The sequence below is a fragment of the Candidatus Goldiibacteriota bacterium genome (genome assembly GCA_016937715.1).
In the GTDB taxonomy this organism is placed as follows: Bacteria; Oederibacteriota; PGYV01; order PGYV01; family PGYV01; genus PGYV01.
On the sequence record JAFGWA010000021.1, the window covers coordinates 26,151 to 40,291 of the forward strand.

General features: G+C 41.2%; 15 protein-coding genes. 11 read left to right on the forward strand and 4 right to left on the reverse strand.

The window, feature by feature from the left end; all coding sequences use genetic code 11:
* Positions 1-11 precede the first annotated feature (11 nt).
* From JXR81_02655 to JXR81_02675, 5 genes are all read left to right on the forward strand, one after another.
* The gene (locus JXR81_02655) at positions 12-1,562 is read left to right on the forward strand and encodes a 2,3-bisphosphoglycerate-independent phosphoglycerate mutase (protein MBN2753749.1); all 1,551 of its coding nucleotides are present in this window, start codon (positions 12-14) and stop codon (positions 1,560-1,562) included.
* Between the two features lie 353 nt (positions 1,563-1,915).
* A complete protein-coding gene (gene msrB / locus JXR81_02660; protein ID MBN2753750.1) occupies positions 1,916-2,941 on the forward strand; it encodes a peptide-methionine (R)-S-oxide reductase MsrB in 1,026 nt (341 codons plus the stop codon).
* 219 nt (positions 2,942-3,160) lie between these two features.
* On the forward strand, positions 3,161-3,907 hold the full coding sequence (gene gpmA, locus JXR81_02665; protein MBN2753751.1) for a 2,3-diphosphoglycerate-dependent phosphoglycerate mutase: 747 nt from the start codon (positions 3,161-3,163) through the stop codon (positions 3,905-3,907).
* A gap of 179 nt (positions 3,908-4,086) precedes the next feature.
* On the forward strand, positions 4,087-4,848 hold the full coding sequence (gene xth, locus JXR81_02670) for an exodeoxyribonuclease III (protein MBN2753752.1): 762 nt from the start codon (positions 4,087-4,089) through the stop codon (positions 4,846-4,848).
* A complete protein-coding gene (locus tag JXR81_02675; GenBank protein MBN2753753.1) occupies positions 4,845-5,558 on the forward strand; it encodes a transglycosylase domain-containing protein in 714 nt (237 codons plus the stop codon). Before xth ends, JXR81_02675 begins: the two co-directional genes overlap by 4 nt.
* A gap of 21 nt (positions 5,559-5,579) precedes the next feature.
* Here JXR81_02675 and JXR81_02680 read toward each other — a convergent pair whose 3' ends face one another.
* Positions 5,580-6,011 carry a hypothetical protein gene (locus JXR81_02680; protein ID MBN2753754.1) on the reverse strand — a complete coding sequence of 144 codons (432 nt, stop codon included), beginning with the start codon at positions 6,009-6,011 and terminating at the stop codon, positions 5,580-5,582.
* Positions 6,012-6,023: 12 nt separating this feature from the next.
* Positions 6,024-6,527 carry a hypothetical protein gene (locus tag JXR81_02685; GenBank protein ID MBN2753755.1) on the reverse strand — a complete coding sequence of 168 codons (504 nt, stop codon included), beginning with the start codon at positions 6,525-6,527 and terminating at the stop codon, positions 6,024-6,026.
* Positions 6,528-6,727: 200 nt separating this feature from the next.
* Here JXR81_02685 and JXR81_02690 point away from each other — a divergent pair, with 200 nt between their 5' ends.
* From JXR81_02690 to JXR81_02715, 6 genes are all read left to right on the forward strand, one after another.
* Complete coding sequence (locus tag JXR81_02690) at positions 6,728-7,255, forward strand: hypothetical protein (protein ID MBN2753756.1); 528 nt, start codon at positions 6,728-6,730, stop codon at positions 7,253-7,255.
* Positions 7,256-7,577: 322 nt separating this feature from the next.
* Positions 7,578-7,874: a hypothetical protein gene (locus tag JXR81_02695; protein MBN2753757.1), complete on the forward strand. Its 297-nt coding sequence runs from the start codon at positions 7,578-7,580 to the stop codon at positions 7,872-7,874.
* Between the two features lie 69 nt (positions 7,875-7,943).
* Entirely contained in the window at positions 7,944-8,867 is a 924-nt protein-coding gene (locus tag JXR81_02700; GenBank protein ID MBN2753758.1) for a M23 family metallopeptidase, read from the forward strand.
* A gap of 10 nt (positions 8,868-8,877) precedes the next feature.
* Positions 8,878-9,219: a polymer-forming cytoskeletal protein gene (locus JXR81_02705; GenBank protein MBN2753759.1), complete on the forward strand. Its 342-nt coding sequence runs from the start codon at positions 8,878-8,880 to the stop codon at positions 9,217-9,219.
* A 128-nt stretch (positions 9,220-9,347) separates the two neighbouring features.
* Positions 9,348-10,802, forward strand: a complete 1,455-nt coding sequence (locus tag JXR81_02710; GenBank protein ID MBN2753760.1) for a glutamate--tRNA ligase — start codon at positions 9,348-9,350, stop codon at positions 10,800-10,802.
* Between the two features lie 13 nt (positions 10,803-10,815).
* Positions 10,816-11,643, forward strand: coding sequence for a nitroreductase family protein (locus tag JXR81_02715; protein MBN2753761.1), 828 nt, complete (start codon positions 10,816-10,818; stop codon positions 11,641-11,643).
* 23 nt (positions 11,644-11,666) lie between these two features.
* Here the strand turns inward: JXR81_02715 and truB are convergent, their stop codons facing one another.
* Together truB and JXR81_02725 are read right to left on the reverse strand one after the other, a co-directional pair.
* The gene (gene truB / locus JXR81_02720) at positions 11,667-12,521 is read right to left on the reverse strand and encodes a tRNA pseudouridine(55) synthase TruB (GenBank protein ID MBN2753762.1); all 855 of its coding nucleotides are present in this window, start codon (positions 12,519-12,521) and stop codon (positions 11,667-11,669) included.
* A 111-nt stretch (positions 12,522-12,632) separates the two neighbouring features.
* Positions 12,633-13,979, reverse strand: coding sequence for a hypothetical protein (locus JXR81_02725; GenBank protein ID MBN2753763.1), 1,347 nt, complete (start codon positions 13,977-13,979; stop codon positions 12,633-12,635).
* Between the last annotated feature and the right edge of the window lie 162 nt (positions 13,980-14,141).

Here is a 14,141-nt window from a genome sequence, read left to right on the forward strand (position 1 = left end):
GAGGTTTTGATATGTCAAAAAAAGTAATTCTTATTATCCGCGACGGATGGGGTATAGGGCCGGATTCAAAATTTAACGCCGTGAAAAAAGCGAATAAGCCGTATACTGACGCGTTTTTAAAAAAATATCCAAATACAGTTCTTGAAGCGTCCGGATTATCTGTAGGTGTTCCTGCGGGATATATGGGAAGTTCAGAAGTGGGACATCTTAATATGGGCGCGGCAAGGATTGTAAAGCAGGAAGTTGTGCGTATCAATGAGGCTATTGAAGCCGGCACGGTATTCGGCAACCCAAATATGAAACGCGTATTTGAAGCGGCAAAAAAATCAGGCGCCCTGCATGTAATGGGGCTTGTACAGGACGAAGGCGTTCACGCGCATCAGGAACATCTTTTCGCCATAATAAAGGAAGCCGCGGCGCAGGATATAAAAAACGTTTATGTGCACTTCTTTGCTGACGGCCGCGACACATACCCGCGTTCTTCGCTTACCTATCTTGAAAAACTGGAAGCAAAATTTAAGGAATATAATAAAGGCGTTGTAGGTACTGTGATGGGCAGATATTACGCAATGGACCGCGGTAAACAGTGGGACCTTACAGACAAGGCGTTTAATTGCATTGTAAAATGCGAAGGCAGAAAAGCAAAAACAGCGCGCGAAGCGATTGAATTAAGTTATAAAAATGACAAGGTTCCGGACGGCACAGACATGACGGATGAATACATTCCGCCTACAGTAATTGATAATTACCCCGGAATAAAAGACGGCGACGGCGTCATTCACTTTAATTACAGGCAGGACCGCGCTATTCAGCTTACCAACGCTTTTGTAGATGACGTGTACCCCGGAAAAAGGGATAAAAAACCGGACATCGCGTACTGCGGGCTTACAAGGTATTATGACGCGTTTAAGTTTAATGTACTGCCCCCGCTTGACGAAGGCGGCGATATGGTGAATCTTGTGGGTGAAGAGATATCTAAAAAAGGCTTAAAGCAGCTGCGCATCGCGGAAACACAGAAGTTTAAACACGTAACTTCATTTTTTAACGGCAAGATGCTGGAACCGTATAAAGGCGAGGACCGCATAGAAATAAAAGGGCGTTTTGACGCGTCCGCCTACGCGGAGCATCCGGAAATGGAAGCGTATATTGTAAAAGACAGGGTGATTGAAGAGATAAAAACAGGTAAATATGATTTTATCGCGATTAATTTTGCAAACGGCGATATGGTGGGGCATACGGGAGTTTTTGAAGCGGCAAAAAAGGCTATTGAAGTTGTGGATGAATGTACAGGGCTTGTCACACAGGCAGGGCTTGACGCCGGTTACGCGGTATTAATTACAGCTGACCACGGCAACGCTGAAGAAATGGCTGACGAAAAAACAGGCGCCGCAAAGACCGCGCACAGCACGTATCCGGTAGAGCTTATTTACGCCGCAGATGACGCGGACAGGATAAAGTTAAGGCCTAAAGGGATTTTGGCTGACATTGGCGCCACCATACTTGATCTTCTTGAAGTCCCAAAACCAAAAGAAGCAACCGCAGAATCATTAATTATTAAATAATAATATAACAGGTTTAAAGCCGTGGGTATGTGTGTCGCACGTACCCGCGGCTTTTTTTTTTGCGGACGGTTTGTATTTTAATGTAGAGACGCAATATATTGCGTCTCTGTTTTTAAAATTTCAAATGCAAGACGCATAATGATGAGTCTCTATGTTAACGAACACTAGATGTCTTTAATGTAGAGACGCAATATATTGCGTCTCCTGCTTTTAAAATTTCAAATGCAAGACGCATCATGATGCGTCTCTACTTTAACGGATAAGAATATATTCTGCTGCACCCCCCAAAAACTTGACTTTTCAATATACGCCTGCTATAATATCACTACAAAGGTGATATACAGGAGAATTAAATGAAAAAAATTATGGTAATCACAGCGGTTTTGGTTTTAACAGGTGCAGCCATATTGGCGAAGGGAGCGGTGAATAATATGAATAAAACAGCGGTATTTGCGGGCGGATGTTTCTGGTGTATGGAAGGCCCGTTTGAAGCGGAAAATGGCGTGATTGATGTAAGGGCTGGTTATACCGGGGGGTCTACAAAAGACCCCTCGTATGAAGAGGTTTCCACCGGAAGCACAGGGCATATAGAGGCAATAAAAGTTACATATGACCCTGAAAAAGTATCATACGAAAGGCTGCTTGAAATATTCTGGCATCAGATAGACCCTACTGACGCTAAAGGCCAGTTTGCGGATAAGGGCAGCCAGTATATCACTGCTGTGTTTTATCTGGATGAAGAGCAGAAAAAAGCCGCGGAAAAATCAAAAGCTGAACTTGAAAAATCCGGGATATTTAATAAACCAATTGTGACGTCAATCAGGGCGGCATCGGAATTTTATGATGCCGAAGAATATCATCAGGATTATTACAAGACAAATCCTTTTCATTATGGGATGTACAAAAAGGGCTCCGGAAGGGAAGCGTTTTTAAAGAAAACATGGAAAGATGAAAAAAAACCGGACCTTAAGAAAAAACTTACTCCTTTGCAGTATAAGGTGACGCAGGAATGCGGCACAGAACCTCCCTTTAAAAATGAATACTGGGATAATCACAAAGAGGGTATATATGTTGATGTGGTGACGGGAGAGCCGCTGTTCAGTTCAAAAGACAAGTTTGATTCGGGCACAGGCTGGCCGTCATTTACAAAGCCCATTGATAAAGCATCAGTAATAGAAAAAGAGGACAAAAGTGCATTTATGACGCGCGTTGAAGTTAAAAGCAAAAAAGGCGGCTCGCACCTTGGACATGTGTTTAACGACGGGCCTAACCCCACAGGAGAGAGATACTGTATCAACTCCGCTTCATTAAGATTCATACCCAAAGAAGATTTATATAAGGAAGGGTATGGGGAATACATAAAATTATTTAACCCATAAATACTTATCCCATAAACTATTAACCCATAACCCATAGATGAAGATTTAACCCATAAATTAATCCCATAACCCATATATAAAAATTTAAATAATAAATATGGGATAAGTGTTTATGTTTCTTGGATATGGGATGACAGTTTATGGGATAGGTACTTATATATGGGATATGGGTTAAAAGTCTATGGGATAAATTTGTCTCATTTGTTGTATAATAAAATTATGTATAAACTTATATTGTTACGCCATGGGGAATCACAGTGGAATAAGGAAAACCGGTTTACGGGGTGGACTGATGTTGACCTGTCTGAAAAAGGGGTGAGTGAAGCCCACGCTGCCGCCGGCGCCTTAAAAAAAGCGGGTTTAAGTTTTGGCATAGCTTTTACTTCAAGGCTTATCCGCGCGCTTAAAACCCTTTCAATTGTCATGGACGATATGGATATAAAACTTATAAAAATCGTAAAGGCTTGGGAATTAAACGAACGCCATTACGGCGCGCTTCAGGGATTAAATAAGGCTGAAATGGCGCAAAAATTCGGCGAAGAACAGGTTAAAATATGGCGCAGAAGTTATGATATACGGCCGCCGGCGCTGGAATTAAGCGACCCGCGCCATCCTGCCAATGACGCGCTTTATAAAGACCTTGACCCGGCATTATTACCTTCAACAGAGTGCCTTAAAGACACGGTTGCAAGGGTTGTGCCTTACTTTGAGAAAAATATCGCGCCCCGCGTAAAATCAGAAAGGACAGTTATAATATCGGCGCACGGCAATTCCCTGCGCGCGCTGGTAAAATATTTCGATAATATCCCGGATGAGGAAATAACAGAGGTTAATATACCAACAGGCATACCTTTAATTTATGAAATGGATGACAATTTAAAGGCTGTAAATCATTATTATCTTGGCGATCCCGAAGAGATAAAAAAGGCGATAGAAAAAGTGGAAAATCAGGGGAAGAAGAAATAGAGGGACGGGTAGATGCTTGGAAGTTTGGATGCTTGGATGCTTTGTTTAGATCTGGTAGGCGCGGGCTTTAGCCCGGGGCAGTTCAAACGCGAAATAAAAACAACGCGCCTTAAAAGGCGCGGCTACCAAAACGAAAAAATTGATACTAATACCGGAAACCTGTGTGAAAAGGAGTTTAAATGAAATTGATTTCCTGGAATGTTAACGGAATAAGGGCGGTGCATAATAAAAGTATATTAATGCCGTTTATTGAAAAAGAGAATCCGGATATATTTTGCGTGCAGGAAACAAAGGCGCAGGAAGATACTTTTCCTGAAGAACTGAAAAATATCAAAGGATATAACTTTTGCATGTCATCGGCTGTCAAAAAGGGGTATAGCGGGACGGCGCTGTGGTCAAAACAAAAACCTGTAAACGTAAAATACGGCCTTGGCAAACCGCAGTTTGATGACGAGGGAAGGACAATAATAGCGGAGTATGAAACGTTCTTCCTGTATAACATCTATTTTCCAAACGGCGGCAGGGGCCCGGAATTTGTTGAAAAGAAACTGGCCTTCTATGAAGAGTTTCTGAAAAATGCCGAGAAAAACAGAAAGAAAAAGAATATTATTATCTGCGGCGATGTGAATACGGCACATAAGGAAATTGACCTTGCGCGGCCGAAAGAAAACAGGGAAACATCAGGTTTTCTGCCGCAGGAATGCGCGTTTCTTGATAAACTTGTGTCTAAAGGTTATGCGGACACGTTCAGGATGTTTCATAAAGACGGTAATAATTATACCTGGTGGGATTATAAAAGCGGAGCCCGGCAGCGCAACATTGGCTGGAGGATAGACTACTTTTATGTTAATGAAGAATTAAAATCAAAGGTAAAATCAGCCGGTATATTAAGCGATGTGACCGGTTCTGACCACGCCCCGGTATTTGTGGAGATTAAATGAAAAAGGTATTAAAACTCACGGGGAAGGCATTGCTGATTGTTATTGCTGCGGTTATTATTTATTATTCCACTGTTGTCTTAAAGGCACGTTCTGATACCCCCGCGATTGTAAAACCGCTGCTTGAAAACGCGGTAATTACTTACGCGGATTTAAGCAAAGAGCGGCTTGACGCCATACTGGCAATTGAAGACCCGGCTTTTTTCACGCACGACGGAATAGACTTAAAGTCACCCGGAGCGGGCATCACAACAATAACCCAGGGGCTTGGCAAAAAGTTTTATTTTAAAAAGTTTAAACCCGGCATAAGAAAGCTTAAACTTATGCTTGTGTCAAAATACGCTTTAAACGCGCTGGTTTCAAAAAACGACCAGCTTACGCTTTTCTTAAATCAGGCTTATCTTGGAAAGCATAATGGCGCCGTTATAATCGGTTTTGAAAAAGCGGCGCGGGCTTTTTATGGAAAATCATTTAAAGAAATCCATACAGAGCAGTTTTTGTCAATACTGGCAATGGTCATAGCGCCGGAGACTTTTCATGTGATAAATAAACCGGAAGCCAATAAGCAAAGGGTTGAACGCATGAAGAAAGTGATATCAGGGGAGTACAAACCCAAAGGGCTTATGGACTTGTATTACGGGGAGCTTAACGAAGAAGAAGCAAAAAGCGGGCTTGCGCCCGCTTCGTATTTTCCTGAAATTTATAAAAAATAATTTTTAAGTTTTATAACAAAATTATTTTTGTATTGCAGTTTTATTTTTCTTAAACCATGTATTGGAACTCTTTGAAAAAAGCAGCATTATGGCAATAAGTACAAAAACTGTCTGAAGTATACTGGAAGCCGCCCCTATAAGGTCGCTTTTAAACTCCTCTTTCACTATCGGCACAAGTGCCAGCAGCCCAAGAAAGAAAAATACCGTAAACAGTATTCTTGCCCAGTTCTGCTTTTTTAAAAACAGAATCATGAATATAAAATTTATCGCAAAACCGATTATCGCCGTCATCTCATAATTTTCCATTTCTATAGTCTGCTGTCCTATTCCGGCAAGTTCAAGGATGAATTCTGTCATTCCCGTCATAATCGCCAGAAACGTAAACAGCACCGCCAGTTCAACCGTTTTTGGCGTTTTGGGTGTTTCTTTTAATGATGCATTTTCTTCAGTCATTATTACCCTCCGTTATCTAAGTTTTTTTATTCTGTCCCCGTAAAGGGCGAAAATTGAAGTTGTGCTGACAGTGGGATTGTTTTTTTCATCATCAGCGCCGTGCGTTAAGTACTGAATTCCTATCTTTTTATTGCCTATCTTGACAGTTTTAATTTTTATCCTGTCGCCTAAAAGCGCGCTGGCTTTATATTTATACTCTTCTCCGGATTTTACAAGTATGTACAGATAATAATATGTGCCGTCCCCGGAGCCTGAAACCGCGATTACAGATGCCATATCCTCTACGGAATCGCCGTCAAGGTCGCCGTGCGCCCCGCAGATATATGAAGACTGTGCCATATTCATAGAGCCGGGTTTTAATTCCTGTTCAAAATAGCCGTCTTCCATTTTTATCAGGCCGGATGCCGGAATTTTATTGGGGTAATTAAAATTTTTAAGGGTATTTTCATAGTCGGACATAGAGGCACATGAAATAAAGATAAAGCACAGAATAAAAGCAGGTATTATTGTTTTCATTTTTCGCCTCCTGAAAATAATATAACAAATGTAAGATTAAGTTACAAGTTGCAAGTTACAAGTGGCAGGTAATAAGTAACAAGTTTTCAGTTGTAACTTGTAACCTGTCACCTGTCACTTGTCACTGATTTTATTTGACAAACGCGAAAGCGGTGATAAAATTACTTTATGTAAAATAATTTAATATGTGGAGGAGGAAAATGAAAATGCATGTGTGGTCACTGTTTTGGGGGGTTTTTTTCATACTTATCGGGATAAGCATTATGCTGAAGGCTTTTGGCATAATACTGCCGCTTTTCAGAATTCTGTTTGCCGCTTTTGTAATTTTTGTGGGTATAAGTATTCTATTTCCGGGAGCTTTCAAAAAGTGCTGCGGAATATCACAGAGCGGAAGGGAAACAATGTTTTCTGAAAGCAACATTGAAGGTAATGATATTTCCGGCGAATACTCAACAATTTTTGGTGCATCAAATATTGATTTAACTCAGGTACAGCCCGGCGGGGCAAGAATTGAACTTAACGCGGTTTTTGGCGGGGTTAAGGTGAAAATTGACAAGGCAAAACCATATAAAATAAAGGGAAGCGCGGCATTTGGGGGCGTAATGCTTCCAAACGGCAACACTGCGGCTTTTGGAACAACTATCTATCATACAGATTCCTATAAAGAAGGTTCTCCCGCGATTGAAGTTGAAGCAAACGCGGTATTTGGCGGGATAGAGATTAGATAACAGGTAACAAGTTACAAGTAACAGGTTACAGGTGAGAAACTGCAAGTAACAAGTTACAGATTGCAAGTTACAGGTGAAACAAACCTATAATTTGTAATCTGTAACTTTTTTTATTGTTTGCTTGTTATTTGTAAGCTGTAACCTGCCACTTTTACCCTGTAACCTGTTACTTGTAACTTGTTAACACCTGTTTTGCATTAAGAAACTCCATGCCCTGCCATGCAAATGATAAACTATTGACAATACCCATATAATTGACTTATAATAAATTTATTGAACAGGAATATGTATAAACTAAAATTATTCTTTAAGGAGGCTTAGAATGGGCGCAACGCAGGCAGAAGCAATTGCTGAAAGGTTGAAAAATGAGGCGAAAAGGCTTTATCCGGGGTCGCTTGTAAGGGTTTCACTTGAACCTTATCCGAATGATGACGGCGCTGATGTTTATATTTACGCTCCCAGAAAATATGCTGATATGCTTTTAACAAAGCTTAAAGCGGCTAAATTAACATTCCTTAAGGGCACAAAAGTTGACGGCGGAAAAGTTAAGATATTAATGGAAGATATTGAAAATATTTCTCCTGAATTAAAAGAAAAACTTGTTGAAGCAAACAAGTAAAATAAACTGTTTGTCTGAATGGCGGATTAATCAAGGGCGGGGGCCCGCGGTACCGTCAGGGGGTAAGTAATGAAGCTTAAAAAGAGGGAAAAGCATCTGACAATTATGCTTGTTCCCGACGACAATTCTAAAGTGGTAAGTGTCAGATTAAGCGGAATCGTTTTTGCCGCACTTTTATTATTATGGGTGTCCGGAATAGCTGTTTCCGCTTTTATCATATCAAGGCATGCCAATTACAGGGCCACAATTGAATACAACAAATACCTTAATCAGAAGCATAAAGTTTTCACCGCGGAAGTCTTAAGGGCCAGGGAAGCTGTAAAAAGAATTTCAGAGCTTGACGGGCAGCTTAGGGGAATGCTTAAACTGAAAAGCAGGGAAGGCATAATTAAATATACAGGTTTCGGCGGGCCCACAAATATAGATTCGCAGATGCTTGAAAAGCACATTAAAGACAGGGACAGCAGCATAGAAACAGATTCATTCGCGCTTGCCGCGAAATTTATTGACGAAGAGTCGCGAAAGTCAGAGCAGAGCTACCAGCAGATAATAAAATACATAACCGAACAGCGGGCAAGGATGACAGCTGTGCCTTCGGGTTGGCCCGTTAAAGGCTGGATAACCGCGGGTTTTGGTTCAAGAATGGACCCTTTTACAGGCGCGCTTACTTTTCATGAAGGTGTGGATATAGCAAATGATGAAGGCACGCCGATTAAGGCGCAGGCAGACGGCGTTATTACAGGCGCCGGGTTTGAGCGCGGATATGGTAATGTTGTCCTTATAAATCACGCGAACGGTTATACCACCCGTTACGGGCATTTAAGAAATTTTGTGGTGACAAAAGGGCAGCATATTAAGAAAGGGCAGATACTTGGATATATGGGCAGCACCGGAAGGTCAACCGCTTCGCATCTTCATTATGAAGTAAGGCTTAACGGAGTTGCGGTTAACCCTGTAAGATATATGCGCGAAGAAACCGCGCTTAATAAATAAGGCGGACAAAATGTTTTCATCATCAAATGTGGCCACTGTTATTGCCAGGGATTGTGAAGTAAAAGGCAATATAAATACCAAAGGCACAATACGCATAGACGGCAAAGTGGAAGGCAATGTCACAACTGATGCCGGAGTCATAATAGGCGAAAACGCGGTTATTAAAGGCGATGTTGAATGCAAATTTGCCGTAATCGCGGGCAAGGTAACGGGCGATGTAATTGCCGCGGCAAAACTTGAACTTATGCATACCGGAAAACTTTACGGAGACATTAAAACCCCAAAGATAGTCATGGCGGAAGGCGTAATATTTGAAGGCAGCTGTGAAATGGAATCTGCCGCGCAGAAATAAAAAACGGTTAATTATTAAAAATATGCGGCCGGCGATATAAGCCGGCTGTTTTTATTTGTAAATATTGCGGTTTGCAGCCGCTATAGCTTAACTGCTTAAACTGTTAAAGTGCTGTTTTTAAAAAGGAGATTACAATGATTAAAGTCCGTTTTGCGCCAAGCCCCACAGGATACCTTCACATAGGCGGTGCAAGGACCGCGCTTTTTAATTACCTTTTTGCCAAAAGGCAGGGTGGTAAATTTGTGTTAAGAATAGAAGACACGGATAAAGAACGTTCCACAAAAGAGTCGGAACAGGAAATACTTGATTCTTTAAAATGGCTTGGCCTGGACTGGGATGAGGGCCCCGGAAAAAGCGCGGATGATTCCATGTATTACCAGACTAAAAGGCTTGATGTATATCATAAACACGCGGAAAAATTAATCGCGGACGGCAAGGCGTATAAATGTTTCTGCACAAAAGAAGAACTTGATGCCGAAAGAAAAAAAGCGGAGGCTGAAAAAAGGGCTTTTAAATATGACAGCAGATGCGCGCTTTTAACGCCGGAGCAGGTAAAAGCAAATGAAGCTGCGGGTAAAACATATACTGTAAGGTTAAAAGTACCCAAAGACGGCGAAGTAATAGTGGAAGACATGATAAGGGGCGATGTGAAAACAGCCAATTCCGTTTTGGATGACATGATAATTTTGCGCGCGGACGGCATGCCTATTTATAATTTTGTAGTCGTGGTGGACGACGCGGATATGGGTATTACCCACGTCATACGCGGCGAAGACCACCTTTCAAACACACCAAAGCAGATACATATGTACAAAGCGCTGGGATATCAGGTGCCAAAATTCGCGCACATCCCCCTGATACTGGGAAGGGACAAAAGCAAGCTTTCCAAAAGGCACGGCGAAACAGCGGTATTAAATTACAGAAAAATGGGTTATTTAAAAGAGGCAATGGTTAACTATCTTGCATTTTTAGGCTGGTCGCCGGAATCAGGCAAGGACATTATGACAATGGAAGAATTAATATCCGAATTTGACCTTACGCGCGTGCACAAAGCGGGCGCCATGTTTGACGACCAGAAACTTCAGTGGATTAACGGCATGTATATAAGAAAGAAAAGTATTGATGAATTAACAGACCTTTGCATTCCGCAGCTTATAAATGACGGGTATATAACGCAGGCAGAAGCGGTGTCAAAAAGGGATTATCTTAAAAAAGTGGTTGCAGTACAGCAGGAAAAATTAAAACTGATAAACGAAATCGGAGCGCTGTCGTCGTACTTTTTTAGGGATGATGTTGAAATGCAGCCGGAAGCGCAAAAGGTATGGGAAAAGAATTCGGAAGAGCGCTTAAAAGTGCTTGAAGTGTTATTGAAAATAGTTGAAGAAGAAGGAACGGAAGATAAAGCCAAAGTTGAAGAACGCGTAAGGGTGGATATGGAAGCCGCGGGCATAAAATCAAAAGTGTACATGCATGTGATAAGGGTTGCGTTAAGCGGTGTCACGCAGGGGCCGGGATTGTTTGACTTAGTTGAAATTGTGGGTAAAGACAGGTGCGTAAAAAGAATTAAAAAGTTAATGGTTTAAACCGGGAGATTTTATGCAGAACGCAATTCAGATAATGAAAGACAGGGCTTCGTGGCGCACGTTTAAGGATATGGACATAGAACAGGAAAAAATAAACGCGTTAAAGCAGGCAATTGAAGGGGATAAAACAGGCCCTTTTGGCGCTAAAGTCCGCATGGTACTGGTGGATATAGAAGCTGTGGATGCTGATAAGGCGATGAAACTGGGAACTTACGGGACAATTGAAGGGGCAAAAGTATTTATTACAGCGGCTGCGGAGAAAAAAGACAAATCGCTTGCGGATGTAGGTTATATTCTTGAAGAAGTGATACTTTTATGCACATCACTGGGATTGGGTACGTGCTGGATGGGTGTAACATACGATAAAGCTGGTTTCAGCGCTGCCATGAACCTTAAAGAAAATGAAGAGTTGATAGCGGTAACGCCTGTGGGTTACGCCGTGGAAAAAAGGCGGCTTAAAGATAAAGCCATGAGGGTCTTTGTAAAATCTGACACGCGTAAACACTGGAATATGCTGTTTTTTGAAGGTGATTTTACAAAATCTTTAAATAAAGAAGCCTCGGGCGGGTTTGAGCAGGCTCTTGAATGCGTAAGAATAGGCCCTTCGGCATCCAACCAGCAGCCGTGGAGAATTATAAAAGCCGGCAATACATTTCATTTTTATCTTGAATATACACCCGCGTATAAATTTCAGTTTGGGCAGACAATAGACATTGGCATAGCCATGAAACACTTTGAACTTGCCTGCAATGAACTTGGGATAAAAGGAAAGTGGCAGTTTGCCAAACCGGCAATAGAATGCGGGGAGAAAAAGTATTATTCCACGTACGTCACGGAATAGGGTTTAATTTTTCGGATAATATATTAAATCTCTATTCCTCTGTTTATTTTTAAAACACTTCCTTCAACCGTGCACATGGCCAATACTTTGCCGTCAAATACTGTTTTGATTACTTCACCGGGCTTAAAACCAAACCTGTTCTTTAACGCGATCCCGTTTTTTAACATTAACTGCTCCGGCGCGCTTATAGGGGCTTCTTTTACGTTATATAGGGTGTCGTTGATGGAAATTATGTGTTTTTGTAAATCTTCAATAGCCGATAATGTCAGGGCGTTGTCACTGCTGAATTTTCCTATTCTGGTACGTTTTAAATATGAAAGGTGGCCGCAGGTATTAATGGCTTCTGCTAAATCGCGGGCAAGGCTTCTCATATACGTACCGGAAGAACATGCCACCTTAAGGCGGGCTGTGGTTTCAAGAACTTCTAAAACTTCAATTGAAAATATTTCCACTGCCCTGGGCTCCGGTTTTACTTCTTTGCCGGCGCGGGCAAGTTCGTACAGTTTTTTTCCGTCTTTTTTAATAGCGGAATAAGCGGGCGGAATCTGCATGATTTTGCCTGTAAAATCAGGTATTTTAGCGTTTATTTTATCCGCTAAATCCGCGGGCACCGGCAGGGTGTTTATCTCTTTGCCCATGGCGTCATCTGTATCAGTTGACGCGCCAAACTGAATCTGCATTTCGTACTCTTTGGTATCATCCACATAATCCGCTATCTTGGTAGCGTTACCCAAAAGCACAACCAGAAGGCCTTCTGCCATCGGGTCAAGGGTGCCGGTGTGCCCAATTTTATTTATTTTAATCTGTTTTTTAACCTGCTCTATGGCTTTGAATGAAGTGGGCCCTTTTTCTTTGTATAAAAGTAAAATTCCGTCCATGTTACCGCCTTGTTGTTTTTTGCAGGGCAAATGATATCACAATATGGGTAAAGTGGAAAGTATATTTAAGTGTTAAGGGAGGAGAACCGGAAGCCTGTACTTTTATTAATATCAATCCCAGAAAAACTTTGTTGTTAAAGAAAAATTGAATATATCCGCCCGGGTATTGTTATAAAGGTCAAAATAATCATATGTGTCAATTACGGGAGTCCACTTGCAGGATAAATCGCATTTAAAATTGCTGTTTTTAAAACCAAATCCGCCTGTAATAAATATGTCTTCATAAGAAGGATGCATATCCGCGGTATCCACAGAATACGGGCTGTATAAAACATATTCTGATTCTGTTTTGCCTGCTCCTAATCTTAATATAAAGTTATCAATGAATTCTGTTTCTATGCCGGCATATTTGTTACGCCTGTTAATTTCAATACAGGCTTTAACGGCGGAACTGGTATATTCAAGCCCAAGGGTCAAACCTTCCTGCGCAAATACGCTGTAAATATTAAGCCATTCGGTCATTCTCCACCTGGCTTTCAGTTCGGACAGCAATTTATCTGCAGGGCTATAATAGTCATTTTGTTTTTCGTATGTTGTTATTCGGGGTGATATTTTAAATGAAAGCTCAAATGATTCTTCACGAATCCCTGCGCCCAGATCAAAAAATATCTGTTCGAAAACATGTATGGAATCATAGTTTTGGTGCAACGGGATATCCTGATAAACATGCAGATTTTTTGACTCTCCGTGCAGAAAGCCGGTATTCAAAGAAACATTTAAAATGGAAAATTGAGATGCAGCGCTAAACAGAAAAGTTGTTAGGCGGTCTTCGTTTATATGGATTCCGGAATATAAATAAGATTCTCCGGTTCCTGAGATAGCATTTTTATATGTTGAATATTCAGATTCTCTGTAATTAAAATAATTGGAAACTCTTATGCCAAAACTTAAATCATTCAAATCTAATATGTATTCAATACTTCCCGTATTAAAATATTTTGAATCGGATGAAGAATCTCCGGCTGCTGTGTAAGTGGTGTCGTTATAAGATGAGTAAGATGAATAAGGGTTAGTATAAGGGTAAAATCTGCCGGGTTCATACTCGCGGTTATATCTCCAGTCAGCGTTTATTACATTATTCTTGTCAAACCAGTAAGTGATTGAATTTGTATCACTGCCGAAAATCATCCTTAACGGTTCGGGGGAGGTCTGGTAGTTTGTGGAAAGGGAGATAACATTTTTTCTTGTCCGTGTCACAAAAGCGGCAGGAAACCCCATATTATAAAGGTCAAAAGTGTTATTGCCGTCTTCAAAGCCATACGCAACCGTTCCTAAAGCAAGGCGTTTTGTATAACTGCCTTCCCACCAGTTGTTTAATGTATAAAGTCCGGAGGTGTCCTCCGCCAATATTAATGAAGATACGGCGAGCATAAGCGTCAGTAAAATTGTTTTTTTCAATCCCTTACCCCTTTAATTGTTTTACAGATAATACCATGTATTAATACTTTTTTATATAGATTTATGGGTTGTTTTTCGCGGTTTCCAATCTGTAACAGCAACGTGATAATGTCCTCTTGTGGCAAAGTAATAATGTCCTCTTTTCAAATTGTGGGATAATAG

Coding starts and splice junctions, on each gene's coding strand:
- JXR81_02695 (MBN2753757.1), top strand. CDS start 7,578: ATGGGCGCAACGCAGGCAGAAGCAATTGCTGAAAGGTTGAAAAATGAG.
- gpmA (MBN2753751.1), top strand. CDS start 3,161: ATGTATAAACTTATATTGTTACGCCATGGGGAATCACAGTGGAATAAG.
- JXR81_02690 (MBN2753756.1), top strand. CDS start 6,728: ATGAAAATGCATGTGTGGTCACTGTTTTGGGGGGTTTTTTTCATACTT.
- JXR81_02685 (MBN2753755.1), bottom strand. CDS start 6,527: ATGAAAACAATAATACCTGCTTTTATTCTGTGCTTTATCTTTATTTCA.
- msrB (MBN2753750.1), top strand. CDS start 1,916: ATGAAAAAAATTATGGTAATCACAGCGGTTTTGGTTTTAACAGGTGCA.
- JXR81_02715 (MBN2753761.1), top strand. CDS start 10,816: ATGCAGAACGCAATTCAGATAATGAAAGACAGGGCTTCGTGGCGCACG.
- JXR81_02680 (MBN2753754.1), bottom strand. CDS start 6,011: ATGACTGAAGAAAATGCATCATTAAAAGAAACACCCAAAACGCCAAAA.
- truB (MBN2753762.1), bottom strand. CDS start 12,521: ATGGACGGAATTTTACTTTTATACAAAGAAAAAGGGCCCACTTCATTC.
- JXR81_02655 (MBN2753749.1), top strand. CDS start 12: ATGTCAAAAAAAGTAATTCTTATTATCCGCGACGGATGGGGTATAGGG.
- xth (MBN2753752.1), top strand. CDS start 4,087: ATGAAATTGATTTCCTGGAATGTTAACGGAATAAGGGCGGTGCATAAT.
- JXR81_02675 (MBN2753753.1), top strand. CDS start 4,845: ATGAAAAAGGTATTAAAACTCACGGGGAAGGCATTGCTGATTGTTATT.
- JXR81_02705 (MBN2753759.1), top strand. CDS start 8,878: ATGTTTTCATCATCAAATGTGGCCACTGTTATTGCCAGGGATTGTGAA.
- JXR81_02700 (MBN2753758.1), top strand. CDS start 7,944: ATGAAGCTTAAAAAGAGGGAAAAGCATCTGACAATTATGCTTGTTCCC.